General features: G+C 62.1%; 25 protein-coding genes, 2 tRNA genes and 3 pseudogenes. 4 read left to right on the top strand and 26 right to left on the bottom strand.

Going from position 1 to position 22868, the window contains the following annotated elements:
* Positions 1–2 precede the first annotated feature (2 nt).
* The 14 genes and pseudogenes from virB10 to KYG_RS06875 all read right to left on the bottom strand — a co-directional run bounded on the left by virB10 (position 3) and on the right by KYG_RS06875 (position 12667).
* A complete protein-coding gene (gene virB10 / locus KYG_RS06810; RefSeq protein WP_008904117.1) occupies positions 3–1340 on the bottom strand; it encodes a type IV secretion system protein VirB10 in 1338 nt (445 codons plus the stop codon).
* Entirely contained in the window at positions 1337–2251 is a 915-nt protein-coding gene (locus KYG_RS06815; protein ID WP_008904118.1) for a TrbG/VirB9 family P-type conjugative transfer protein, read from the bottom strand. Before KYG_RS06815 ends, virB10 begins: the two co-directional genes overlap by 4 nt.
* Positions 2248–3018: a virB8 family protein gene (locus tag KYG_RS06820; protein ID WP_008904119.1), complete on the bottom strand. Its 771-nt coding sequence runs from the start codon at positions 3016–3018 to the stop codon at positions 2248–2250. The genes KYG_RS06815 and KYG_RS06820 overlap by 4 nt, the downstream gene beginning before the upstream one ends.
* Positions 3019–3062: 44 nt before the next feature.
* The gene (locus KYG_RS06825) at positions 3063–3758 is read right to left on the bottom strand and encodes a type IV secretion system protein (RefSeq protein ID WP_008904120.1); all 696 of its coding nucleotides are present in this window, start codon (positions 3756–3758) and stop codon (positions 3063–3065) included.
* A gap of 26 nt (positions 3759–3784) precedes the next feature.
* Entirely contained in the window at positions 3785–4822 is a 1038-nt protein-coding gene (locus tag KYG_RS06830) for a type IV secretion system protein (RefSeq protein WP_008904121.1), read from the bottom strand.
* A gap of 15 nt (positions 4823–4837) precedes the next feature.
* Positions 4838–5245, bottom strand: coding sequence for a hypothetical protein (locus KYG_RS06835; RefSeq protein ID WP_008904122.1), 408 nt, complete (start codon positions 5243–5245; stop codon positions 4838–4840).
* Positions 5242–7743 (bottom strand): VirB4 family type IV secretion/conjugal transfer ATPase, encoded by a 2502-nt coding sequence (locus KYG_RS06840; protein WP_305714364.1) that lies wholly within the window; start codon positions 7741–7743, stop codon positions 5242–5244. Before KYG_RS06840 ends, KYG_RS06835 begins: the two co-directional genes overlap by 4 nt.
* A complete protein-coding gene (locus tag KYG_RS06845) occupies positions 7736–8068 on the bottom strand; it encodes a type IV secretion system protein VirB3 (protein WP_034693592.1) in 333 nt (110 codons plus the stop codon). The genes KYG_RS06840 and KYG_RS06845 overlap by 8 nt, the downstream gene beginning before the upstream one ends.
* An 18-nt stretch (positions 8069–8086) precedes the next feature.
* Positions 8087–8377, bottom strand: coding sequence for a TrbC/VirB2 family protein (locus KYG_RS06850; RefSeq protein ID WP_008904125.1), 291 nt, complete (start codon positions 8375–8377; stop codon positions 8087–8089).
* Positions 8374–8883: a lytic transglycosylase domain-containing protein gene (locus KYG_RS06855; protein ID WP_008904126.1), complete on the bottom strand. Its 510-nt coding sequence runs from the start codon at positions 8881–8883 to the stop codon at positions 8374–8376. The genes KYG_RS06850 and KYG_RS06855 overlap by 4 nt, the downstream gene beginning before the upstream one ends.
* A gap of 10 nt (positions 8884–8893) precedes the next feature.
* Positions 8894–9103: a hypothetical protein gene (locus KYG_RS25045; RefSeq protein ID WP_237707216.1), complete on the bottom strand. Its 210-nt coding sequence runs from the start codon at positions 9101–9103 to the stop codon at positions 8894–8896.
* 686 nt (positions 9104–9789) lie between these two features.
* Positions 9790–11087, bottom strand: a pseudogene (locus KYG_RS06865) (Y-family DNA polymerase).
* 40 nt (positions 11088–11127) lie between these two features.
* Positions 11128–11532, bottom strand: coding sequence for a LexA family transcriptional regulator (locus tag KYG_RS06870; RefSeq protein WP_008904128.1), 405 nt, complete (start codon positions 11530–11532; stop codon positions 11128–11130).
* 166 nt (positions 11533–11698) lie between these two features.
* Positions 11699–12667 (bottom strand): IS1595-like element ISAisp8 family transposase, encoded by a 969-nt coding sequence (locus KYG_RS06875; protein ID WP_034693535.1) that lies wholly within the window; start codon positions 12665–12667, stop codon positions 11699–11701.
* 125 nt (positions 12668–12792) lie between these two features.
* Here KYG_RS06875 and KYG_RS06880 point away from each other — a divergent pair, with 125 nt between their 5' ends.
* Positions 12793–13446, top strand: coding sequence for an SOS response-associated peptidase (locus tag KYG_RS06880; protein ID WP_008904130.1), 654 nt, complete (start codon positions 12793–12795; stop codon positions 13444–13446).
* A 6-nt stretch (positions 13447–13452) separates the two neighbouring features.
* Here KYG_RS06880 and KYG_RS23625 read toward each other — a convergent pair.
* The 5 genes and pseudogenes from KYG_RS23625 to KYG_RS25055 all read right to left on the bottom strand — a co-directional run.
* A pseudogene (locus KYG_RS23625) lies at positions 13453–13713 on the bottom strand (transposase); the annotation flags it as partial.
* 82 nt (positions 13714–13795) lie between these two features.
* Positions 13796–14011 carry a LuxR C-terminal-related transcriptional regulator gene (locus tag KYG_RS25050; protein WP_034693539.1) on the bottom strand — a complete coding sequence of 72 codons (216 nt, stop codon included), beginning with the start codon at positions 14009–14011 and terminating at the stop codon, positions 13796–13798.
* 33 nt (positions 14012–14044) lie between these two features.
* Positions 14045–14617 (bottom strand): annotated as a pseudogene (locus KYG_RS25460) (autoinducer binding domain-containing protein); the annotation flags it as partial.
* On the bottom strand, positions 14553–14990 hold the full coding sequence (locus KYG_RS06890; RefSeq protein WP_008904133.1) for a hypothetical protein: 438 nt from the start codon (positions 14988–14990) through the stop codon (positions 14553–14555). The gene KYG_RS06890 and the pseudogene KYG_RS25460, both read right to left, overlap by 65 nt.
* Positions 14991–15190: 200 nt before the next feature.
* Positions 15191–15604, bottom strand: a complete 414-nt coding sequence (locus KYG_RS25055) for an ACT domain-containing protein (protein WP_034693545.1) — start codon at positions 15602–15604, stop codon at positions 15191–15193.
* 271 nt (positions 15605–15875) lie between these two features.
* Between KYG_RS25055 and KYG_RS06900 the strand changes: the two genes are divergently transcribed.
* Positions 15876–16823, top strand: a complete 948-nt coding sequence (locus tag KYG_RS06900) for a fatty acid desaturase family protein (RefSeq protein ID WP_008904136.1) — start codon at positions 15876–15878, stop codon at positions 16821–16823.
* Complete coding sequence (locus KYG_RS06905; protein ID WP_008904137.1) at positions 16820–18088, top strand: hypothetical protein; 1269 nt, start codon at positions 16820–16822, stop codon at positions 18086–18088. Before KYG_RS06900 ends, KYG_RS06905 begins: the two co-directional genes overlap by 4 nt.
* Here the strand turns inward: KYG_RS06905 and argP are convergent.
* A complete protein-coding gene (gene argP / locus KYG_RS06910; protein WP_008904138.1) occupies positions 17990–19048 on the bottom strand; it encodes an HTH-type transcriptional regulator ArgP in 1059 nt (352 codons plus the stop codon). The two genes, KYG_RS06905 and argP, sit on opposite strands and share 99 nt — an antisense overlap.
* Positions 19049–19744: 696 nt before the next feature.
* Between argP and KYG_RS06915 the strand changes: the two genes are divergently transcribed.
* On the top strand, positions 19745–20050 hold the full coding sequence (locus tag KYG_RS06915) for a hypothetical protein (protein ID WP_008904139.1): 306 nt from the start codon (positions 19745–19747) through the stop codon (positions 20048–20050).
* A gap of 16 nt (positions 20051–20066) precedes the next feature.
* Here the strand turns inward: KYG_RS06915 and KYG_RS06920 are convergent, their stop codons facing one another.
* The 6 genes from KYG_RS06920 to KYG_RS06945 all read right to left on the bottom strand — a co-directional run bounded on the left by KYG_RS06920 (position 20067) and on the right by KYG_RS06945 (position 22829).
* Complete coding sequence (locus KYG_RS06920; RefSeq protein WP_008904140.1) at positions 20067–21242, bottom strand: competence protein CoiA family protein; 1176 nt, start codon at positions 21240–21242, stop codon at positions 20067–20069.
* A gap of 7 nt (positions 21243–21249) precedes the next feature.
* Positions 21250–21495 (bottom strand): hypothetical protein, encoded by a 246-nt coding sequence (locus KYG_RS06925; RefSeq protein WP_008904141.1) that lies wholly within the window; start codon positions 21493–21495, stop codon positions 21250–21252.
* Positions 21496–21654: 159 nt separating this feature from the next.
* Positions 21655–21819: an AlpA family transcriptional regulator gene (locus KYG_RS23640; RefSeq protein ID WP_034693553.1), complete on the bottom strand. Its 165-nt coding sequence runs from the start codon at positions 21817–21819 to the stop codon at positions 21655–21657.
* Positions 21820–22141: 322 nt separating this feature from the next.
* Positions 22142–22217 (bottom strand) — tRNA-Asn (locus tag KYG_RS06935).
* A 49-nt stretch (positions 22218–22266) separates the two neighbouring features.
* A tRNA-Asn gene (locus tag KYG_RS06940) sits at positions 22267–22342 on the bottom strand.
* A gap of 67 nt (positions 22343–22409) precedes the next feature.
* Positions 22410–22829 carry a YbaN family protein gene (locus KYG_RS06945; protein WP_008904144.1) on the bottom strand — a complete coding sequence of 140 codons (420 nt, stop codon included), beginning with the start codon at positions 22827–22829 and terminating at the stop codon, positions 22410–22412.
* Positions 22830–22868 lie beyond the last annotated feature (39 nt).

Consider the following 22868-nt stretch of genomic DNA (forward strand, 5'->3'; position numbering starts at 1 on the left):
TTTCACCTTTCCCGCGGCTGGAGTTCGTAGACCGAGGAAAAGTCCACGTCGCGGGCGACGTAGATGCCGACGATGCCGCCCTGGTTCTGGTACAGCAGGGGCGGGATGTTGATGGTGCTGTCCAGCACCTTCTCGGCCAGCTTGCTGGTGTTGTCGGTGGTGGATGGCAGGACGATGGTGTCGGCCTGCTGGTCTTGCGTCTGGTTCTGGATCAGCAGCTTGACCGAATCGTCGATCAGCGAGAGCAGCATGGCGGCGCCGATGCGTTCACCCCAGCGGTTGTCCACGTAACCATCAATGCCGGACTCGCCGAGTTGGCCGGTGCCGGGCGACTCAATGTCCACCGTCACGCCATGGGGTGTTCGCACCCGGGTCCATAACACCGGTATGCGGACCATGCCGGGGCGGACCGACGAGATGCGGTACTCGCCGTCCAGGTGCGAGCCGCGTTCGATCAGCAGCACGCGCCCGTTGTCGCCGTACACGTTGCGCTGAACCTGGCAGCCCACCAGGCCTGAGGTGGCACTGATCACCCTGGTTTTGAGGGCGCAGGTGAAGGCCGTGCCCTTGGGCAGCGTGAGGCTGCGGTCGCCCAGTGTGCTGGCCGCGACCTTGGGTGTGGCGGAGCCTTGCAGTTGACCGCCGAACAGGCCCGCAGAAGACGCAGGCAGACCCGCGCCCGATGAGGCACCTGCCATCGAGCCGAGGGCGCCGAGGTCGGCCGTATCTCTACCCTGGCCACTGGCCATCGCCGTGCTCTGGGTCAGGTTGTCGAGCAGGCCCTGCAGTTGTCTCTGGTAGGACTGCAGGTTGCGGCTGGTGCTGGCCACTGGATCGTCCGTGTCGGCCGTGGCTTGGCCGGGAACCGTTGCGTTGGGCATGCCCGCCGAGCTGGAGTGCCCGCCAGGACGAGAAGACACGATCAGCACCGGTGCATCGTCGGCCGAGAGGCCTTTGGGCGCAGCAGTCCCGCCGCTGCGCACCCCAATGGGCTCAGCCGCCTCAGTGGTTGGCAGCAAAGCGGGCACACGCGGCGCGGGTGGTGCCGTCATGTCCAGTGCGCGTGTACCGGCGCTGGCGGCCGAGGGTTTGTCACGCACCAGCTTGGCGTCTTGGTCTGTTGCCGGTCCGCTGGTGAGGTAGCGGTTGATGGCAAAGCCCGCAAAAAGCACCAGGGTCAACACCATCATGCCGAGCCCCAGCGCGCCCTTGCGCGACCAGTTGGTACTGCGTGCGGCCGTCACCTGGGGTATACCGGGCTCTCCCGGCAAAGGTGTGATGGTGTTGCCGTCCGCAGGATCTGCGGTCGACGGGTTGTGGGCGTTGGTTTGGTCGTTCATGGCCTGACTCCGTTGGGGCGGTTGTCAAGAGAGGCGTTGGCAGCCTTAAGCACCCGCTGCACGCCCGGAACGGTGGTCGCACCTTCCGCTGGGGCGCCGTCCAGATCAAAGGCCTCGTTCCAGATGCCCACGACCGCGTTGCCCGCTCGCAGCATCAGTTGCCGGCTGACGCGGTCCACCACCAGCAGGTCGTCTTCCATCCGGGCATTGACCAGGGTTTCACTGCCATCGCCGAGCACATGAAAGACCGCAGGGACTTCGCGGTTGCCCGGTAAGCGCAGGTAGGTGAATCGCCCGTCGTCGTAGATCAGGGTTGGCACGATGTCTTGCGAGCCCGCACCTTCGGCCAGCGAATACTGGGTGTTCATCACCGTGTGACTGGCCTGCAGTCGTTCAGCCACCACCTGTTGGGGCGTCGGCTGGTATGGCAAAGGGGGCAGGGTGGCGAGTGCTGCGAGGTCTTTAGCTGACAGGCCCGAGGCGGGCTTGGGCTGTGCCGGCGCCTTGACGGTCAAGCGGTAGACCGGCTGTTGCCGATCGCCGTCGGGCAGGACCACGAAGCGCAGCGCATGCGTGCGACGGTCCGTGACCACGGCCAGGTTGTTGGGCGCATCCGCACCGGATTTGGCTTTGACGAAGAGGTTACGGCCCCCTGGCTGAGCGGCCACGCACCAGACGGCATCGGCCTTACTGCAATCGCCGCCTTGGCCTGCGGCCACTTCGGTGATCACTTCGTCTTGGGCGAGCACCACCAGGGTCACCATGCCCCGTTTGACGGGGACGGTCACCACTGCCGTTGGGTCGTAGACCACGTCGCGCAGGCGCGGGTCGGCGGATTTCGGATTCGCTTGAGCGAACAGGCTCAAAGACGCGGCGCAGGCTGCCAGCAGCGTCAAGACAGTGCGCTTCATGGCCGTGCTCCCGCTGCCTGGGTGTTGATTTCGGGGTCTGACCGGTAGGCGGTGACCACGAAGCCGAAAGGGTTCTCCAGCCGGTCGGCTTCTTTGGCGAGCACCTTGGGCTGGTACTGGAAGACGATGCTGGCCACGTGGCGGGTTGTGACGTCCGGCAAGTTGCGGTCGGTCAGACGGACCACTTTGTCGTAGGTGACGGTGGCGTCGCTCAGGTTGCCGCTGCGCCCGGAAGCCCGCAAGCGCACCCCCACGATGTTGATGCGCCATTCTTCAGCCGCGCCGATCTTCTTCTGCAGCGCGCCTTCGCCCTCGAACTGCCGGTTGTATTCGGCGAACACGCCCGGCACGGCCATGCGCGCCACCTGGTCAAAGTCGCGCTGCAGGAACATCCAGCTGTAGCTTTCGCGTGCACGCACGAAGGCGGCCAGGTTGTGCTTGTCCAGCGCCTCCATGGCGGGGATGGTTTCTTCGCTCAGCCGCTGCTGGATGGTGGTTTCGCCGGTGACGCGGTCCACCACGATGGGAATCTCCACCACGCGGCGCAGCGGTCCCTGCACGAACACGGCAGCGATGCCGATCAGGCCCAGAATCAAACCGGCCACCGCGACCCGCCAGGCCCTGCGCTCCGAGCGTTCGAGCATCAGCGCACGGTCGATTTCCCAGTCGCGGTTCGCGTTGAATGGCGCCGATTCGGCCTCGGTGGAAGGTTCAGGGGGGCGTTTTGGCCATGCGGCGGCTTTACCTGACAACAGGATGGCACTCATGGGGTTCTCCGGTGGGTCTGGGTGGCGGCGGGACTCAGGCGGGTTTACGGCAGAAAGTCAGCCACCTTGCCGGTGCGACCCAGCATCTGAAGCTGCCGTTCGCGCTCGCGAGATCGGGCAATGCGCTCTTCGCTGTCGGCCATGCCCTGCAGCATCTGTACTTGCGACACCTCGTGTGCCAGCAGGGCGTTTTCAGCGCCGATGCGGGCCTGGATTTCCAGCACCGACTTCTGATCGGTGGTGGCGTTGATCTGTGACATCAGCGACTGGATCTGCGTGAGTCGGCCCGCCGCGGTCTGCATGGCGTCTTGCAGCAGCCCTTTTTGTTGATAGGGCTGAGCCAGAGCGGCCTGGCATTGGGTGCGTGCGTCGCCGGTGAGGTCCATGCAGTTGTAGATCATGCTCACGTCGCGCAGCACCTTGGCCGTGGCGTTGAGCCCGCTGTAGCCCGACGTGTTGACCGCGTTGAGGTAGGTGAAGGCCTCGGCCGGGATGTAGTTCTTCAGCAGTGGGTTGTTGAACACATCGCCCAGGTTCCGGATGCCGTTGATGCTCTCGATTTGGGTTTGCAGTTGTCGAATCTGTTGAATCTGGTTGTTGATCTTGGTGATGTCGTTGATGACCTGCTGGACGGTCTGAACCAGGTTGGCCACGTCGATCACGGGGATGCCGGTGGCTCGGGCCTGGGTTGCGCCCAGAGCAATGAGGACGGCAGCGGCAACTTTGAGGCGGGTGTGCATGGTGAACTCCTTGGTGGGTGGGGTGGTCAGGACCGGCCGCGTTGGGCGGCGAGTTTGTAAGCGGCGGAGCGGGCAGCGCCGACGCCTCGGCGGGCCATGGATGCGGCGGTGTGTGGAAGACCGGCGCCTGCGCGGATGACGCCGCCAGCGCTAGCGGCGGCGGCGCTGGCGCTTCGGGCGGATGACGCAGAACGCAGGCCCGAAACCATCATGGCGTTCTGGATCATCTGGATGCCCTGTTGGATGGCGGCACCTCCGGTGAGGGCCGAGGCCAGACTGGGCGCCTGAAAGCAGATGATCGCCATGAGGACCATGACGACGCAGTACTTCAGGCTTTCCCCGACGACGTTGAATGTCGAGCCCTGAAATCCACCGTTGACCTGAACGGTTTGCACAATCGCATCGCCCATGAACGCGCTGATACCCAAGGCGAAAAATGCAAACCAGGTCAGTACGACGGCGTTCAACACCATCGACAACCAGCTGTCGAAAAAGCGTGCGGTGGGGCGCCAGGCCAGGCACAAGACGAACAGTGGACCTACGGAGATCACGAACGTGAGGAAGAGCTTGGCCAGCGTGACGACGAAGAGGGCGATGCAAAGAAAGACGACGTTGCCGATGGAGCAGACCACGGCAGCGAAGAGCAGGTCCAGACGCATGATTCCCGCGTCCTTCAGCAGATCGAGTACCAATTGGCTGGCACCGTCATTGAACCGGTCCAACAGCGCGTAGGGAGAGGAGATCGTGGTGGGGTCTGCGGCTGCCGGTAGAAACGTGGTGGCCACCCCCGTAGCCAGCGCATTGGCGGTGTCGGCCACATTCGCGATGTAAAAAGCCGATTGCAGAGCAAATGCCAGCACCAGGCCGATCTTGAATACCTTCCAGAGAAAGGTGGGCACCGTCTCTGGAACCTCGTTGCGCAGAACGGCCCATCCATACAGCGCTACCCAGATCGTCATCGCCGTCAGTGCGATCGGTGCGATCCCGGTCATGAGCGAACCCACGACGCCGAGCACGTAAGTGCTCAGGACCGCATCGAACTGTGAGCCGACCCAGGCAAACATGGGATTTCTCCTCGGCTATTGAACAGCGCTGACAGGGAGGCTTTTCAGGCTGACGCAGTTTCCCGAAATGTCGGGTTGCGCGCACTGCACCCATTGGCCTTTGATCTTCACGATCCACGTGCGTGATCGCTTTTCAACCCCGTAGGTCGAGGGTCGACAGGTCGTGGGCCGTGCAAAGACTTCGGTGCACTCGACCAGCCCCGAATTGCTCTCCAGCATCTTCCAGCCACCGCCAGCGCAGCCAGGCTTGGCGGCTGGGCATGGCGAGCCTAAGGCCACCGACGGGAGCGGCGGCACTTCCACCTTTTGGGTGCCATCGGTCATGACACGGACCGCCTCATTGCCTTTGACGAACTGGGCCGAGGCGGCGCTGGCGGCCAACGCGAAGGCGATCAGCGCAAACCATTGAGCGTGGGGTTTCATGGGGTTCTCCTTGAAGTACGGGATTTGCGATCCTGAACCTCGCGCAGCAGCTCGGGAAGCCACAGAAACGGATCGCTACCGTGCCGTTCACGAACGGTGTCGAGCAGGGCCACGTTGTCGGTGGTCGCCGAGAGCACGGTGATGAAATCGTCCATGCCACTAAGGTCCAGCTCGCAGATGGCGCTGCTGTGGCCTTGTTTCACGAGGAATCGGCGCCCGCCTTGTGCGCCGAGGCTGCGCACGATGCTGAATTCGGCCTCGCTGAGCCCAAAGCCTTCGACATACTCCTCGCGCATCGCCTCCGGGTTGGCCAGGAATATCTTGGTCACGCTTTGTTCGACCATGGTTCGCCCGATGGGGTGGCGCAGCACATCGGACGGGCTCTGGGTGTCGAAAATGCCCAGGCCGTTTTGCTTGCGGATGGTCTTCTGCTTCTGTTTGGCGAAGTCGCTGAAGATCTCGTGGCCCAGCGCTTTCCAGAACTCCGAGATCACATAGATCAGGCGTTCGCCGTTGACCAGCTCTTCCATCACCTGCAGCAGGTAGAGCATGACCGGCGTGCGCACCTCGGGCAGGTCCAGGAACTCGGTGGTGTCGAAGGCAATCACCGATGCCGCGTCCAGGTCCGCCAACTGGTCGTTGGCTTGGTCGAACACCCAGCCCAGGGCGCCACTTTCACACCAGCGCCCGAGCCTCTCGTATAGGCTGTTTTCACCCGACTTCGGCAGGTTTTGGCGAACCGTCGAGAAGCGGCGCAGAGCTGTTGGCATCGTGGCCACCGTCTTGACGGCGTCGGCAATCGCGCGCTCATCGGCCGGCAGCAAAGGCAGGGCGGGCGTGGCGATGCAAATCCGGATCAGCTGTTCCCAGAACTGGATGCGTGCTGGCGTGGGGTCGCGCTGCAGCGGGTTCAGGTGGGTGGGCTTGCCCGCTTCAAGGGTGAAGTACCGACCGTTCAAGGCCCGTATCGCGATCTCGCAACCCCGGTCCAGGTCAAACAGCACCAGCCTTGGAGCCGGGTTCCACTTGCGGGTGAGCGTGAGCAGGAACATCTCCAGCGTGGTCTTACCGACGCCGGTGGATCCGATGATGATGGTGTTGCCGGGCAGCTTCTTGTCGGCAGAGTCTTCGCCTTCCGGGCTGCTGTGCAGGTTCAAATAGAAGGGCTGGCCCGATGGGGTGCGCAGCAAGGCCAACGCCTCCCCCCAAGGATTGCCGTCGCGCTTGCCCCGGGCAAAGTTGTGACCGCTGGCCAGGGCCGCGAAAGCGCGGGACGACAGCTTGGCATCGCGCGGGCGCCACTGCCAGTTGCCGGGCATCTGGGCAAACCAGGCGGCATCGGCCACCAGATCCACCGGCGACATCTGCAGGCTGGACGCTTCGCCCACCGCGCCAATCGCCTGTGCAGCCCGTCGCCCGGCATCGGCCAGGCTGTCTTCCCCTGGCTGACCGAACACCACCAGGCTGTAGTGGTACTCGCCCATGCAGTACTGACCGTCGCCCAGCTCGTTCATCGCTTCGTCCATGTCGGCGATCTGGCTGGCCACCACATCGTCGCTGGCGATCAGCTGGTCGCGTTGCAGCTCCAGCGCACGCATGGCTTCGCGCCGGGGCAGTATCGAGAAGCTCTGAGTTTCGATGAATTCGCTGTCTTCATACAGCAGCGAGTTCAGGATGCCCGGCTCCACCGCGTCGGCGTATTCCTTGATGTCCACCAGGGCCGCGCAACGGCGCTGTTCGCCATGTCGAAGTTCCAGCTTGTCACCACCGAAGGACAGGCGGGTGGTGGGCAAGGTGCGGTACAGCGGCCCTGCCGCAAGGGGCACTGGCCTCCAGCTGCCGTTGACCAGGTAGCCCAGAAACTCGGCCAGTTCGGAGTACCGCCTTGGACCTTGCATGCGAGCCCCCAGCAGTTGAGGGCCAAAGCCGCGCAGCACCCGGCGCACGAAAGCCGTTCGTTCTTCCATCACGCGCAAGGCTTCGGCATGCGCTGCGGCAATGGCGGTCTTTGAACGCTGGGTCGATTGCAGCGCCCGGCTGAGGCGTGAGGCATTGGGCCGGTAGACGAGCGTCAGGTACAGCTCGTTGCTCATCATGGCGTGCTTGCCCAGCCTGGCCTGGTAGGCCTGTGATAGGTCCCGTGCGAAGCCAGATTGCAGCGGGTCTTCCAGTTGGTCGTGGATCTTTCGGTGGAGCCGATGAGTCCACACGGCCCATTGGCCGCCGGCCAGGTTGCGCAACAGGCTGCACAGGGCCTCATGCCGTTCGGCGATCAGGTGTTCATCAGCGCATTCGAAGGCCACGCCGTCGAGGCGCCACACGCGCATGAAGTCGCCCCCACGCGTGATGACGTCGTTTTCGCTGACCAGTGAGGAGAAAGGCACAAACCGCGTGAGCGGGTTCTCCTTCAGCGCCTGTGCCCAATGGCGCGGTTGTGGCTGACCTGTAGCAGGGCGCCCAGAGCGACGAGGGCCCGCGCCGACAGATCGGTCAAACATGCCAAACATCGGAGCCTCCCCGGTAGAGCGTAGGCGAGTAGCTGCGCGCGCGCCAGAACCGCCGGTTGCGGTCGTGCAGCTTCAGCTTGAGGACCACAAAGATCTGCCGGAACCGCTGGTCATCACGGGCTGTCAACCAGCGCATCCAGAGCAACACCGGTGCAATGGAAAGGACCACACCCAGCGCAAGCCACCAGCTCACCAGGATGCCGCCCCACATGATCAGCAACATGCCGGTGCCAAACAGGATCACCAGCGGCACCAGCGGAATGCCCAGCTTCATGGCCGGGCGCGTGGCGCCCTTGTAGATGGCTTCGGCCTGCATGGTCTGCACCTTCAGCCTTCAGCTGACGATGTAGCTGGCGAAGGCCGCAGCTCCACCCACCAGCGTGCCACCAATCAGCACATTGGCCACATCGGCCAGGCGAGCGCCTTGGAAGATCATCTTGAAGCCCGCCCAGATGATCGCGATGGTCACCACCGCAATCGATATCGTCACCAGGATGGTGTTGACGTTGGTGACCGTGGTGTTGATCTTGTCGAAGCCCTGTGCCCAGCTCTTTGAGGCTGCAGCCAACATCAGCAGGGCGGTTGCGAGGTGGCGCTGTGGTACGAAGAGACGAATGCGGGTCATGACGGCTCCTTAATGGGGGTGTGTTGACTGATGGGGAGAGGGTTGCGGGCTGCGGCGACCACCTTGCCCACGTAGCCATGGCGAAAGCCGGTGGTGAAGTTGCCGCTGTAGTAGCAGGAGAGCGCAGCGCGCAGGGCTACCTGGTCGCCCGATCTGCTGGGTGACTTGCGTCGCGCCCGCTCGAAACACTCGCTCAACACCGTCTGCATGGCGGCCAGGTTGGAGCAAGGTTCGAAGGCCGATTCCAGCGACAGGCCCAGGCGCTGGAAGTTGCCCATGTTGATCTGGCCGAGGCCCACGCTGAAGTTGCGGCCAGCGGCCTGCAGAGCCAGCGCGGTGGCCAATGCCTCGGTGCGGTGGCGGGGTTGGCGTTGCAGCGAACCGCCTACGACGCCAATGGCCCAGGGGTTGAAGGCGCTTTCGACGGCGACGAGCGCGTGTGCTGTGGTCAGGTGGACCTGTGGCGCGCAGGCCAAGGCCAGTGCCGCGAAGGTGGATGCTTCCATGGCGCAGCCCTCACGGACGGGAGCGAAGCCAGGTGGCGTGGTCGTTGTCGTACTGGGTGTCCCAAGTGCCCAGCTGGGACTTCGCGACCGGGCTGAAGTCCGTCACGGTGTCGCCACCCATATCCCACCAGGTGCGTGTGAACTGCTTGCCGTCGATCGTGACCGTGATCGCCCCGGTGTAGTCGCAGGTGTAGATCGGTCCGCTCTCGGACTCATGCACCCGGGTGTACTGGGGTGGGCAGTTGCCCGGCGCCCGAGCCCACACATGCCGAGCCGAGTTACCTGCGCCAGACATACCGCACGTAGGAAAGGCCTTGCCCCGAGCCAGATCCCGAAGCACCTTTCGGATCGGTGGCACACACTGAGGGACCGACTTCCAGCTCGGTGCCGCAAAGCACAGTAAAACCAGGCAGCCATCGACGGCGCGCGCCGCCGATGGTGCGAGGAGCCCCAAGGTGAGCAACAAGCTGGCGGCGGCGCTCGCCAGCGTTGCCGCCAGGCTTCTCTGCAAGGTTGCCGCTTTCGTGGAATGCCAGCACAGGGTGTTGGCGAGAGGTGCATGGTTCATGGTCAAGTCCTCGGTTCGACGTTGTTCGTGAGGTGGCAGTGCTTGCCGTTTCTCTGAACACCGTGAGGTCAATGTAGGACTTGAAACCCCCTGTGCTGCTGCTGGATTTGGGCTGTTTTCCAGCACATTCGCACCATGCGCAGTCGGTGTCTGCTGGGCACGCCGAAAAAAGAAACCCGGCGCGAAGGCCGGGCAAATGCAAAGTCGCTGTCACACGACTTTTCAGGGAGGAGGGCCGACTGTTCAGGCCGACTCGGAACCATTATCGATTCAGGTCGCTTGAAACGCCTACGACAAATTCGGCCTGATGCACAGCAGTGCCCCTCATTGGGAGTACTTCACGTCCGCACCACGGGCATGTCTTCCCATCGCGTTGTGTACTGCGGCGTACGCCGCTCCTGTTTCATCGACCAGCGCCTGCGATCTCCCTCCAGACCGGTACTGCCCAGCAGCACCGTGCCCCGGCCATAGCGCCGGTTGAGCCCATCCAGGGCGCCCATCAACCGGCCTTTGTCCCGTCTCTCACCAGGCTCCTCGTCAAGCAGCAGTTCACCCTGGTGCACCGAAGCCGGTTGAAGCTCCATCTGCATCACCCCAGCCTTGGCGTACAGGAAGTCAGGCTTGTAAATGCAGCGCAGGCCGTTCAGGGCCGCATCGGCGATCAGCGAACTGTCGGCGGTGGGGACGTCGGCACCACGATGGACCGGCTGTACTGAGGATCGGGCCGGAACGGACTGGTCCGCACAAAGGTCAGCACCTGGTTGGCGAGCCCTTCTTGGCGCCGCAACTTCTCGGCCGCCCGGCTGGCGAACTCACTGACGGCTTCACTGAGGTCTTCCAGTGCGGTCACCGGGCGACCAAACGACCGGGTGCAGGCGATTTCCTGTTTGTCTGGTGCCGTGTCTTGCAGAACCACACAGGACTGCCCCTGCAACTCACGCACCGTGCGCTCCAGCACCACCGACCAGCGCTGGCGTACCGTGGCCAGGTCCATGCGGGCGAGATCGAGCACCGTGTGGATGCCACCCTCTTTGAGCTGCGCCGCAATGCGACGGCCCACGCCCCAGACTTCCTCGACCGGCGTGGCCGCCAGCACCGCATCCCGTGCTGTTGGTTCCAGTGCAGCCAGGTTGCAGATTTGAGCCAGTTCGACGGGGTAGCTGCCGGGTTTGCGTTCGGCCGTCTTGGCGATGTGGTTGGCCAGCTTGGCCAGGGTCTTGGTCTGCCCGATGCCGATACAGCAGGGGATGCCCACCCACTGCAACACCCTTTCGCGGATCACCCGACTGCGTTTGACCAGGTCACCCCGGATGCCCGAGAGATCCACAAACGACTCGTCGATGGAATAGATCTCCTGCCGGTGCCCGAGCCCGGCCACCAGGCTCATCATCCGGTCGCTCAGATCGCCATACAGGGGGAAGTTCGCCGACAGGGCCACCAAGCCGTTGGATTCGGCCATGTGCCGGATCTTGAACCAGGGTGCGCCCATGGCAATGCCCAAGGCCTTGGCCTCGTTGGAACGGGCAATCGCACAACCGTCGTTGGAAAGCACCACCACCGGTTTGGCGTTCAGGCTGGGGCGGAACACACGCTCGCAAGAGACGTAGAAATTGTTGCCATCGACCAGGGCATACAGCGGAAAAGCCATGAAACACGCTCAACCAGATTCGCCTGCGTCAGCGCTTGAACTGCTTGATCGCCGCGATCACCACGCCCCAGACCTCGACCGTCTGGCCTTCGGTGGGCACGATGTCGGCGAAGGTTGGGTTGGCAGCCTTTAGCTTGAGCCGCCCCCCGCGTTGCCAGAGCTGCTTGCAGGTGAAGTCCCCATCGACCACCGCCACCACAATCTGGCCGTGGCTGGGCTTGATTGCCCGGTCCACCAGCAGCACATCCCCATCGAAGATGCCCGCCTCACGCATGGACTCACCCCGCACCGTCATGCTGTAGGTGGCCTGTGGATGTTTGATCAGGTGTTCGAGCACGTCGATGCGTTTGGCCTGGAAATCCTCCGCCGGCGACGGAAAACCCGCTCGAATCCGGGATTCAAGTTGGAAGGCGGGAAGGGCGCATTCGACCAAGGGCCTCGGTGGGCTGCAGCTTCCTGACGCTGCACCAGGGAACTGGGCTGATAACAGGTGATCTTCTACAATACTGGACATAACAAAGGGGTATCCACTTAGCTCCAGTCATCGTAAATGCTGGATGGATAACCAGTATTGAATGGTATGCCAGTCAGGCAAACAGTCAAGCCTTTTTCACCACGTCCCGGTACGTCACCGGTGCTGTCACGACCGCTTGTTGCAGCAACCGATAGAACAACATGCCGCGTGAGTTGGATGTGCGGCGATTGAAGCGGAACACGAACTCATCCAGGTAGGCATCCAGGTGTTCGGGCTGCACCGAGCCATGGTGTGTGCCCAGAATCCAGCGCTGCACCAGAGCCGCCACCCGATGCACGCCAGCCATCGAGACATGAGCCGGAACGTTGGAGCCCAACATGACCGTGCGCTGATGGACGAAGCCCAGGTCTTTCAATGTCAGGTAGGCAGCCGAGCCGTCGGTACGCACCTGTGCGCCAGGCTCGATAACCTCCTCCACGAACGGAATCACACAAGCAGCGGAGTCATTGGCAATGCGGCGCAGGCGGATGCGGCCGAATCCTTTGGGGTCCAGCATCTCCACGGCCATGACCACCAGCACCTTGCTCGTGCTGCTCTTGCGCCCTTTGGGTGAGATGGGGTTTCGCCTGTCTGTGATGGCCAGATAGGTCTCGTCAACTTCGACCAACCCTTTGAGCTGTTCGCGACCCGGTCGAACCATGGCACGACGAAGCCGATGCAGCATGGTCCAAGCGGTCTGATAGCTGCCCAGTCCCAGCACGCGCTGTAGACCCAACGCGCTCACGCCTTGCTTCTGATTGGTCAGGTACCAAGCCGCAGCCAGCCAAACGCGCAGTGGCGTTCGGGTCTTCTCGAAGATGGTGCCGGCGGTCACCGAACTCTGGTGTTGGCAACTCGGGCACATCAGCCGGGTACGCGTCGCACGATAGGCATCGCCTACGCAGCCGCAGCGCGGGCAGACAAAACCTTGGGACCACCGCAGCCGCTCCAGATAGGCAAGGCACGCCTCTTCGGTGGCAAACCAGTCAAGAAACTCGTTCCAAGTCTGCGGATAGTCTTTTCCGGGCGTTGGCGCTAAAGTATGGATATCCATCCAGTTATTCTGCATCTGCTGGAGCTAAGTGGATACCCCTTACATAACAACAGTATAGAAGCCAAGCCCATCCCTTGGGAATGCTTCACAGAAAACCGGCGCGAATCCGCGCATAGGATTGAACCATGTGCAGTCACTACGAAGGCGTGCGGGACGCACAGGTCTTGCGAAAGGTGTTCCAGGTGGAGCCACCGGCCGACTTGGGCAAAACCGATCTCTGGCCGGGATACCCCGGCCTGCTGATCCGCCGCCCCCGGGAGAAGGACTCGGGCGATGACGCAGCACCAGATCGGGAAGCGTTACCCGGCCTGTTTGGCCTGGTACCCCACTGGGCGACCGACCTGAAGATCTGCCGCAGTACCTACAACGCCCGCAGCGAGACGGTGGCCACCAAACCGAGTTTTCGGGAAGCTTGGAAGAGGGCGCAGCACTGCATCATCCCGGCCCAAGCCATCTACGAACCGGACTGGCGCAGCGGCAAGGCCATTCCCACGCGCATCGAACGAGAAGACGGTCGGCCCATGGGGATTGCGGGTTTGTGGTCTGCCTGGAAGTCTCCCCAGGGGGAATGGGTGCACAGCTACACAATGCGGACGATCAACGCAGATACCCACCAACTGATGAACCAGTTCCACAAGCCGACCGATGAGAAACGCATGGTAGTGGTGCTGCCGGAGGCGGCCTATGAAGCGTGGCTGACGGCGACGGCTGAGCATAGTGAACAGTTCCTGGTGCCATTTGCGGCGGAGGGGTTGAGGGTAGGGAGTGGGCGAGATTGAAGGATGGCTGTAGTTGATGGCCTCGACCAGTTGCCGCTCGCTTCGGATGGAGAACAGGATCTGCAGCAGCAGTGCCTTGAGCAGCATCTCCGGCGGTACCGAGGGGCGCCCACGGCGGGCATACACCGCCTCGAAGTCGTTGCTCATCGTCGCCAGCAGCGCATCGACCACGGCGCGCAACTTGCGCAGCGGGTGGGCCTGCGGCACTCTCTCTTCAAGGCTGATGTAGCTGAACATCGCACTCTGGAAGTCTTGGTTGCCTCTCATCTTCCTCGGCTGGGTCGTTCTGGGATGGCTTCAGATCGTAGCGGCCGACTCGGGCACCGGCGGAGAATTTTTCAACGGCCTGCTAAAGCAGGCCGTAAAGACGGGCAATGCGCACAGCTGTGCGTCTGTCCGGCGCGTTCAGCTTTGCGTTGACGCGCTGAAATCGGCTGTCGATGGTTTTGGCCTCAAGATTCATGGCTGCACCGATCACTTTGCTGCTGTGTCCTGCGGCCTCACAGCGCAAGAGGTGCAGGTCGGCTTCTGTGAGGCTCGTGCCCCGGAGCAGTTCCTCACGCATGGATATTGCAATCGAGTGATGCAGCTCCATGGCAAGCGCGCGCGCCAGTACCCTGGCCCTCGGGTAGCTTTCGCCCTCGAACCTTTCGGGGTCAGCTGATCCCAGGCACAGGACCCCTACCCTTGATAGGCCAACTGAGCTGGGTGCAGGTGCGATCAGAGCAGATGCGAAGCCATGCTTGGCAGCTGCGCGGATGAAGGCGCTTTCTTCGGGGGATGAGCAGTTGAGGTAGCTGGCACGGGTGGGCTCCGCGTCGCACGATGCATAGCGCAACCAGGGATCATGTTCGAACCATCGTTGAGAAGCGTACTCAGCCGGCCATGCTGGATCGCAGGCCCAAAACGATCGAAATGAGGTTCGGGTTGCATCGTCTCGAAGGCAACTCAGGAAGTAGCCTGCATCAGCTCCCAGACCCATAACGGCCTCGCGAAACAATGAGATCACTTCGCCCGGGGACCTCGCATCTGTGATCAATGGGAGGATATGAAAAACGCGCGCGTTGTCCCCTATCGCAGGTCTGCCTGAAGCAGGCTCAATGCGGTCAGGGGTGGATTGCAAATGCAGCATGACCCTGTCGTCCCAGTTTGCTGAACAGCAGGCCATCATCAAAACGCAACGGCTCGACCGCACACCAGCGGTCGAAGCTCTTCACGTCATGAAAGACCATCGTCTGTACCAGCCGCATGCCCGAAGCTTGGCGTTGGGTGCGCTCCATCAGCAGACCGTAGCGGGTGGCGCGCAGGAGGAAGGTCACGGTGCCGTCGTGGTTTGCCAGCAAGGTATCGCCCTCAGCGATGCGTTCCAAATGGCGGTCTGACATTGATGCGGCAGCGTTGGTGCGCTTTGCGATCAGCGCCAAACGTTTGGAGCCCAGTGGGCGGGCGGGTGCGTCGATAGGATCGATACGGCGTTTGACCGATGGGCGTGTCACGACCGCAGATGCTGACGGCGTCACCTCGGGAAGTTGAAGGTTGTTCATCCCCACTCCTGCAGGTCTGGTTGACCGACAGGCCACGCAGTGCTGACACCGCGTGACCCAAGCACCAAGTCTCAAGAGACTGGATAGATGGTAGGGTAGACAAGCGCGTCGCGCGATGTCAAAGGAAATCAGGGCAGGGCGCCCAAATCTGCAGCGGGTTCAGTCGCGCTAAACGAAGAAGACCCTGCGTACGAAGCGCGTCAAATCGCTGCCGGTGCGCTGCTGTGGCTCAAAGCGTTCAGCAAAGAGAACGCGTCGTCGGCTCGCTCAACCGGAATGAACAGGTGATCGTGGTGGAAGGCGGCGACCGCATTGCAAGGGATGCCTGCTTTGGCCAGGGCCGAGGAGATCATGGCCAGAAAGCCGATGGCTTCCAGTGAGGAGTGCACGGTGAGCGTGATGAGTTTGGCCTCAAAGATGTAGGGCACCTTGGCCTGAATGGCTTGAGCGCGCTCAACGATGGCCGTCAATCCTTCGGTCTCCCTGAACGTGCAGATGGGGGAGAGGTCAGCAGGGAGGCGATGGTCTTGGAAGGTGCAGTAGACGTAGGTTTCTGGCCGAAGGTCAGGGGCCATCATTTGCTGCAGCCGAACGTGGTCTTTTTCTCCGCTCACTCCGATGTCCTCCTGCGCAGGGAAATGGTGTTGGCTTTCGGCGTTGATTATGGGCGGCTGGCGTTGACCCGGCGTGTGGACAAGTGCGCAAGTGCACCGCAGAAGGGACTGGTTTAGCTGAATTGACGCACGGCCAAAGTTCCTAAACCACCGCGCGCAGTTGGGATCTCCTGATACCTTTTGGCGCGGCCTGGGCCTTGTGCTCCGACATACGTTACCGTGCGTTGCGAGGCCGTCCGCAGCCGCACGCCGTGAAGAAGGAGTGTCCACCATGACAACGACTTCGAATGTCCTTTCGGACATGGCCGCGCTTCGATCAGAGCTGCGCCAACAGGGTGACCCGCACTGTGAACTGTTTCGGGTGGCGCCTTGGCGCGCCGTGCTGGACATTGCCTTCGACTGGCTCATCGTCCTCAGCTTGGTGGCGCTGGTCGTTTGGTGGAGCGAGCTGTTCGCGCCACTGGCTGTTGTGCTGATCGCCAACCGCCAACGCGCGCTCGGCAACATCCTCCACGACGCGGGTCATCGGAATCTGTGGCGGGACCGACGGCGAAATGACCTGGTGGCGCGCCTGTTCATCGCGCCTTTGCTGTTCGCCAGCCTGACCCGCTACCGCGAAAAGCACTTCAAACACCACATGGAACTGGGAACCGATGGGGGTGACCCCGATCTCCTGTTTTTCGCTCGCAGTCGGCCGACGACCTGGTTCTCGAACTACCTGGACCAAGTCTTTTCCCTAAATGCATGGCTGTCGTCGATGGGTGGACACCTGTTGTCGCGCCAGGTTCGCACGGCCAGTCAGCTCTACATCGTTGGGTGGTGGCTTGGGGCGGTAGCGTTGATGTGGGTTGTGGCCGGCCCCGACTTCACGGTCACCTTTCTGGTGCTATGGCTGCTGGCCAGGGCGACGGCATTCCATCTGATCACCACCTTCCGCGAGATGTGCGATCACTTCGGCCTTCAGCCGGGCGGCGTGTTCACCTTTACGCGTGACATGGCTTGCCACGGTGTCTGGCGCTGGTTTATCCACCCGCGCAACAACGGCTACCACCTCACCCATCACCTTCTGCCGGCAGTGCCTTACTACCGACTGCCCGAGGCGCACCGGTTACTCAAAGGGCAAGATGTCTTTCGGGATCGCGGCAAGGTCTGCTGTGCCTACTTCACCGGCGCCGATCCAGTGACTGGCGCCTGGCAGACGCAAGGGCGGGTTCCATGAACAGGGCGCTGGGTAGCTTGCAGGTTGCTGCACTTCTGGTTTCGGCCAGCTACGGGATTGGTTTCCTTTTCGGTTCGGGCGAACTGGCACTTTCCCACGGCATGGCAGGCAGCATCTATGGGGTAGCCACCGGCTTTGGCATGCTGGTGTTGGCTGCGTTCGCACGGCAGCTCTGGGCAACTGGACTTCCGGTCTGGGATCTGTTTGGCCGTGCCTATGGCAAGCAGCTTCAAGGCGTTGTGGCGTTTCTGTCATTGATCTGGATGTCGGGAGTGCTGGCCGCCCAGATTCAGGGTGGTGTCGCGGTGCTGGAGTTGTTGGGCCTTGAACAGACAAACAGCTACTTGGTGATCTTGCTGTTGATCTACGGCGCATCGCGATTGGATCTGCGGTTCGCATCGGCCTTGTTCGCCATGTGTCTTCTTGCGAGCGCCGCTGTTCTGGTCTACGCGCTGGTCGTTGCCAAAGGCATGGGCGTCTACCTGCAGGCGATCCCTGCTTTTACCGAAGACCTGTCCACGTTCAGTGCATCCCGCTTGGTGGCCATTTCATTGGCCGTCGGATTGTTGGTGTGTACCGGTGCCGATTACCAGCAATTTGTGTTGGCCGCGCGCTCACCTTTGGCCGCCGTGGGTGGCTGCGTTCTGGCTGGGCTGCTGCTCTTTGTGATCGCCTTTCTGCCGTCGGCCGTGGTGGTCGCCATGCAGAGCGGTGGCATGTTGGGCGACTTGACGGACACCAAGCAGGTGGTTCCCTGGGTGCTGGGTCAGGTCGCTGGATCGGTGGGGCAGGGCGCTGACAAGTTGATGCTCATCGCCCTGTCCGTGGCAGCGTTGGGTGCAGGCGCGGCGATCTTGCGCGCCATGACGGAAGCGTTGGCGTGCGCCGCTTCTGGCAGTCGTTCGGCGGGTCACCCGATGTTTGCGCTCATTGCCTTGGGTTTGAGCGCGTTGCTGGCCTCACTTGACCAGGGCATTGTGGACACCATGGTGTCGGTCAACGTGGTCTACATCGCCAGCATCGGCGTTTGCTTTGCCACCATGGTCTCGGGCATCGTCGTGCCGCCGCAGCACGCGAAGTGGATCGTGGCGGTTGGCTTCGCAGGTTCAGTCGCCGTGCATCTGGCGGGCTGGTTGGGACGGTATGGTGAAGACACCGACGTGGTGTCACTGCTGCTCGGATGCTTCTTGTCCGCTGGCACCGCCCTGTGGCTCCGCTTTGTGGCCGGAAGGTGGGCTCGGCGATGGTCCAGTCTGCGCCGTTGATGGCTCGAATCCGACCGAAGGCTCCAGGCTATTTCTGGCCACTTTGACGATCAGGGCAGTGATGTCGCTGGCCATTGGTGGTTCGAGGTCCCAGTGGTGCCAAAACAGGTCCACCATCTCTCGTTCAGTCGGGCAGACGTCCACGAGCTGTCCAGCTTCCACCAAGGGAGCCGCCTGCCAGCTGGGAATCAGGCCATAGCCAGCGCCCATGGCAACCCCTTCTAGCAAGGCGACGGGCGAGGGGAGGTAGTGTCTGGCGTACCGCTCAACGGCAAACCCGAAATGCCTTTTCAGGAAATCGTCGTGCAGCGAGTCCTTGCGGTTGAACAACACAGCCGGTGTTGAGAGCACTGCTTGGACCGTGAGTCCGCTCGGAAAGTGCGTGGAGGCAAAGGCTGGCGTCGCATAGCAGCGGTATTCCATGGCGCCCAGGCATTCGGCCAAGAACCCATCGGCGGGTTTGGCAGATGTCGATATGCACCCGATCACATCGCCACGAGCCAGCAGGGCGGAGGTGTGGTCCTGATCGTCTGCGATCACCTCCAGGGCCACCAGCTGCCCCATCAGCAAATCCTTGAGCACTTCAGGAAACCAGGTGGCCAGGGAATCGGCATTCACCGCAATGGCCAGGGAGACGGGTGCGTGTGGTTTAGCGGTTGGCGCAAGTTCTTGGAGTGCCGATCCTTCAAGGATGCGCAGCGCCTTCACATGGCGCAGCAGCACTTCACCGGCATGCGTAGCCGCCACCGGCCGTTCGCGCTTGACCAGCACCGTGGACAAAGATTCTTCCAGCGCCTTGATTCGCTGGGAGACAGCGCCCCTCGTGATGCTGAGCACGCTGGCCGCGCGATCAAAGCTTTGCTGCTCGACCACAGTGGCAAACGTTTCCAACTGATCACGATCCAGCATATGGGGCGGCTCCGGCAGTGCCAGCGAAGGCAGATCGCTGTCTGCATCCATTTAGCTGGGAGCTGCGAAATCCTGTCTAGATGGCGCGGGTATCGTGCGCGTCTCAATGGTTTCCAGTCGTTTCCGTCCGTCTGAGCTTCTTGGAACGAATTTATGGCACGCGGCGTTTCACGAACCGAGACTCATGGAGTTGCGTTTCCGATTTGTGGATGGTCCTTCGGATAGTCTCCACAAGGTGCCGCTCCTCAAAATTCGCCGCTCGCCGACTTGCGAACCATAGCGCTGCTGGCGCATTCGCCAAGGCCTTTCGCGGCATAAACGGCCGCCTTCCCACCGCCGTTTCACTCTGGTGGGCCCCTTCCATTTATTCCACGGTGCCCAGGCGTTCGCGCCTAGACGCAGCGCTTTGGGTTTCGCACGGCGACCGACGAATGCGGGGCAGGGTGCAAACCTGAGCAGACTCGATGACCGGGGGACGGATTCCCAATCCAGCTCCCTCGGAAATTGGGGCAGTGTTCCTTGGGGCGCAGACGACACGACTTTTTTGGATCACTGGGCAGGCCCTGAGGCCGCGATCGATGAAACATCTTTTACGGTTGTTTGCCGTGTGGATTCAATCACCGGGTGCGATCTGGCAATCTTTGAGCATTTGTCGGTTGCCTTTCAATTCAGGACTGTCCCGTGGTCCAAAAGGACGAGAAGAACAGTGGATTGGATCTGTGAAGCATGAAGTGACTGGAGGTTGGTATGTGGCTGCTCGTTGCGCGTGAACCCCGGGCAAATGCACCGCACTGGACCGGTCGACGATGGCTCGCGGCCATCGATGCAGTGGTCTGGCCGCTGTTCTGGGTATTCCTGCTGGGCCAGATCGATGCACCCGTCGGGATCGTCGGCCCCATGGTCGTTGCGATTGCGCTCCTGGCCTCAGCAGAGCGAATCCATCGCGCGGTGTGGGTCAATCACCGCTACTGGTTCACCACCTGGCGCTGGGGTCGTATCGCTGCCTCGCTGTTCGTGATCGGGGTGGTTCTGAAGCTTGCTGTTTCGGTTTGACCCCAGGTTTCCTGTGCTATCTGTTCGAAAACTCCGCTGGATCGTTGGCCGTGTGGGTCCCTTTGGAGCGGGGGCTGAGGAAGGTCACCGCCGTGATGTGGTCACGCACCCAGTAGATGCCGAGTTCGGCATCGGCAGAGCCCACGCTGGGCGGAAAGCACTCATCCCACCCTTCGCGTGGGCCGCCCACTGGCGCAATCGCCCAGAGCTTGGTTGGCAGCGGCTGTGCGACGTTGGCCATCTTCACGTGCTCGTTGATGAAGGCGACATCCATCGGATAGAACACCCACGCCTCATCTGCCCCCAGCCGGAAGAACTGGAAGTTGCATCCCAGCGCGTGGCCTGGATAGGCGGGAAAACGGGTTCCACTGGGCAGGGTGCTTGCAGTGGGTTTCGGCTCTGGGGATGCCTGTTGGCCTACATCACGCAGTACAGGGGGGACATCGTAAGGTCGCTCCAGACGTTTGCCGATTTCAGCCCATCGTCTCCCCGCTGCGTTGGCGCGCTCGCGCTGCAATGCCTCGGTGCGCTGTCGCACGGCACTCACTTCGGCCTCTATGGCGGCTTGTGCGGCGGCCCGGAGACCCAGCGTGTCGAGGTGATACCTCCAGCGAAAGCTCACCGTCTGCTTGAGAATGGCCATGGCGTCCTCGCGCGTGCGGGTGCCTGATGGCCATGCGGCTGAGACCACCAGTGAGCCGTACGCGCAGTGCTCAGGCTGGTCGTCGACCTGAGGGACGCCCGCGTCGTCCACCTGGACGAACAGCGCAAAGGCAGCACCCGTGTCCAGCGCACCGGTGGCCACCACCTTGGACTTCGGGGGATGCTCTCTCCATGCGAGAGGGCCTGAAATCTGAGCGTTCCACTCTACGGCCTGTGAGCGGTCCAGCCACGCCGAGATAACGCCTGCCGAGGTCCTGTATTCGGGCAACACGAGCGCCCCACGCTCGGCCAACTCGCGTGCAAATTCGATGCCCAGGCTTCTGGCGAGGTTCTCCGCACCGGCTTCGCACTCGGGGCGCTCCTGTGAGGCCTCGTGTGAGAAGTGCCACTCGTTGGTGTCTCCCTGTTTGGCCACCAGCGGGCTCTTGCACATGGGGCAGAAACATCCGCACGTAGCCCCTCGTAAGACTTCGCCGACGAAGCGTATGGCTCCGCTGGCATCAATCGCCATGATCTGGATGCTGGACATGGGTTGCTCAGTCCTCTCGCGCGTACCGAGTCAAAGGTTTCACCAGTGATGCCAGAGGAAGCATGCGTTTGCAGTCCTCGTCCAGCGGCAAGCCCTGGTACAACCCCACTAGATCCAGCAGCTCGGACACGGCTCCGTTTTCCACGCCTGTAGGTTCAAGGTGTTTCATGCACTCCACATCGACCATATCGAGCACGAGGTCCTGGCGATCGACCGGGATGGTGCTGCGCTCTTGTGGGCCTTGAGGGCGCACTTGCGCTCCTCGATAGGCTATGAAGAATGCATTTTGACCCTGAAGTCGGCGACTCGAAGGGGCTCGGACTCATTGAGCAGGCAATCCAGCTTCAAAAGCTTGAGGACTCGAATGCCTGACTATCCTCTCCGAGTCGTCCCGATGGAGAACCTGTCCGTTTCAGTGCGATGTCGCTGGGCGTGACTGGCTCCACAGATCCAGTTCGCTGCGGCGCCAGGCCACTGCGCGCACACCGAGACGAACGGGGCAGGGGAACTGTTGTTGGGCGATGAGCCTGTATATCGTCGATCGACCCAAGCCCGTCATCTGTATGACGGATGGCATGCGCAGAAACACGGTCGAAACTTGATCCTGTGTTTCCGGGGGTGGGGCAGAGGTCTGTTGCACGGCAATCTCCCGGTGGAGGCATGTAGGCAACTGTAGGGCGCTGCGGGCGCCTCGGTCATGCTGGATTCGCTGACAAATCTAGCGCATAGAGTTGTATCACCGAGCTTCTCGACGTCTTAGATGCCGTCTTGGCAAGACCGGTCTGTTGCGATCCGGACACATGCATGTTTCCGCGGAGAATTTCGGACACGTGTCGGACACGGCGTATCCAGAAAGCAAAAGAGTCAGCAGGCGCTAACCTGCTGACTCTTGATTTACTTGGCTCCCCGACCTGGACTCGAACCAGGGACCTGCGGATTAACAGTCCGGCGCTCTACCGACTGAGCTATCGAGGAATGATCGGTATGTAAAAGGCCCCGCGTACACATGCAGGGCCTGAAATTCTGGCTCCTCGACCTGGGCTCGAACCAGGGACCTACGGATTAACAGTCCGGCGCTCTACCGACTGAGCTATCGAGGAACAAGACTTAGATTATATACACAAAAACGGTGCCAAAAACGAATCACGGGCGCTTTGTGAACCGGCTCTAGGGTTCCGGTCTGCGCCACAGCCATGCCGCCACGCACACCATGCTGGTGGTGGCGACACCGATGACCCATGGCCGGGCACCGGTGGCTACCAGCGCGATGCCGCTGAGCGCCATGAGCAGTGTGGCGCTCCACTTTGCGCGGCGGCTGACCCTGCCGCCTTGCGCCCAGTTGCGCAGCAAGGGCCCGAAAAGGCGATGGTTCCACAGCCAGCGGTACAGCCGCGGCGAGCTGCGCGCAGCCGCCCAGGCCGCCATCAGGATAAAGACGGTAGTGGGCAGCCCCGGGACAATCACACCGATGATGCCCAGTGCGAGGCAGCACACCGCAAATGCATGGAGCAGCCAGCGCAGGGGCCACGGCAGCGGGCGCAAGGGCGGTGCGTCGTCTTCGGGGGGCTCGGGCGGATGCGCAGGCATGCCCCGTATTGTGAATGCGGCAGCCGCCGTGTTCACGCT

The sequence above is a fragment of the Acidovorax sp. NO-1 genome (genome assembly GCF_000238595.1).
Classification (GTDB): Bacteria; Pseudomonadota; Gammaproteobacteria; order Burkholderiales; family Burkholderiaceae_C; genus Acidovorax.

Excerpts from the sequence above, each read along its gene's own strand:
- virB10 (WP_008904117.1), bottom strand. The coding sequence starts at position 1,340 with ATGAACGACCAAACCAACGCCCACAACCCGTCGACCGCAGATCCTGCG.
- KYG_RS06815 (WP_008904118.1), bottom strand. The coding sequence starts at position 2,251 with ATGAAGCGCACTGTCTTGACGCTGCTGGCAGCCTGCGCCGCGTCTTTG.
- KYG_RS06820 (WP_008904119.1), bottom strand. The coding sequence starts at position 3,018 with ATGAGTGCCATCCTGTTGTCAGGTAAAGCCGCCGCATGGCCAAAACGC.
- KYG_RS06825 (WP_008904120.1), bottom strand. The coding sequence starts at position 3,758 with ATGCACACCCGCCTCAAAGTTGCCGCTGCCGTCCTCATTGCTCTGGGC.
- KYG_RS06830 (WP_008904121.1), bottom strand. The coding sequence starts at position 4,822 with ATGTTTGCCTGGGTCGGCTCACAGTTCGATGCGGTCCTGAGCACTTAC.
- KYG_RS06835 (WP_008904122.1), bottom strand. The coding sequence starts at position 5,245 with ATGAAACCCCACGCTCAATGGTTTGCGCTGATCGCCTTCGCGTTGGCC.
- KYG_RS06840 (WP_305714364.1), bottom strand. The coding sequence starts at position 7,743 with ATGTTTGACCGATCTGTCGGCGCGGGCCCTCGTCGCTCTGGGCGCCCT.
- KYG_RS06845 (WP_034693592.1), bottom strand. The coding sequence starts at position 8,068 with ATGCAGGCCGAAGCCATCTACAAGGGCGCCACGCGCCCGGCCATGAAG.
- KYG_RS06850 (WP_008904125.1), bottom strand. The coding sequence starts at position 8,377 with ATGACCCGCATTCGTCTCTTCGTACCACAGCGCCACCTCGCAACCGCC.
- KYG_RS06855 (WP_008904126.1), bottom strand. The coding sequence starts at position 8,883 with ATGGAAGCATCCACCTTCGCGGCACTGGCCTTGGCCTGCGCGCCACAG.
- KYG_RS06875 (WP_034693535.1), bottom strand. The coding sequence starts at position 12,667 with ATGGATATCCATACTTTAGCGCCAACGCCCGGAAAAGACTATCCGCAG.
- KYG_RS06880 (WP_008904130.1), top strand. The coding sequence starts at position 12,793 with ATGTGCAGTCACTACGAAGGCGTGCGGGACGCACAGGTCTTGCGAAAG.
- KYG_RS25050 (WP_034693539.1), bottom strand. The coding sequence starts at position 14,011 with ATGCGTGAGGAACTGCTCCGGGGCACGAGCCTCACAGAAGCCGACCTG.
- KYG_RS06890 (WP_008904133.1), bottom strand. The coding sequence starts at position 14,990 with ATGAACAACCTTCAACTTCCCGAGGTGACGCCGTCAGCATCTGCGGTC.
- KYG_RS06900 (WP_008904136.1), top strand. The coding sequence starts at position 15,876 with ATGACAACGACTTCGAATGTCCTTTCGGACATGGCCGCGCTTCGATCA.
- KYG_RS06905 (WP_008904137.1), top strand. The coding sequence starts at position 16,820 with ATGAACAGGGCGCTGGGTAGCTTGCAGGTTGCTGCACTTCTGGTTTCG.
- argP (WP_008904138.1), bottom strand. The coding sequence starts at position 19,048 with ATGGATGCAGACAGCGATCTGCCTTCGCTGGCACTGCCGGAGCCGCCC.
- KYG_RS06915 (WP_008904139.1), top strand. The coding sequence starts at position 19,745 with ATGTGGCTGCTCGTTGCGCGTGAACCCCGGGCAAATGCACCGCACTGG.
- KYG_RS06920 (WP_008904140.1), bottom strand. The coding sequence starts at position 21,242 with ATGTCCAGCATCCAGATCATGGCGATTGATGCCAGCGGAGCCATACGC.
- KYG_RS23640 (WP_034693553.1), bottom strand. The coding sequence starts at position 21,819 with ATGCCATCCGTCATACAGATGACGGGCTTGGGTCGATCGACGATATAC.
- KYG_RS06945 (WP_008904144.1), bottom strand. The coding sequence starts at position 22,829 with ATGCCTGCGCATCCGCCCGAGCCCCCCGAAGACGACGCACCGCCCTTG.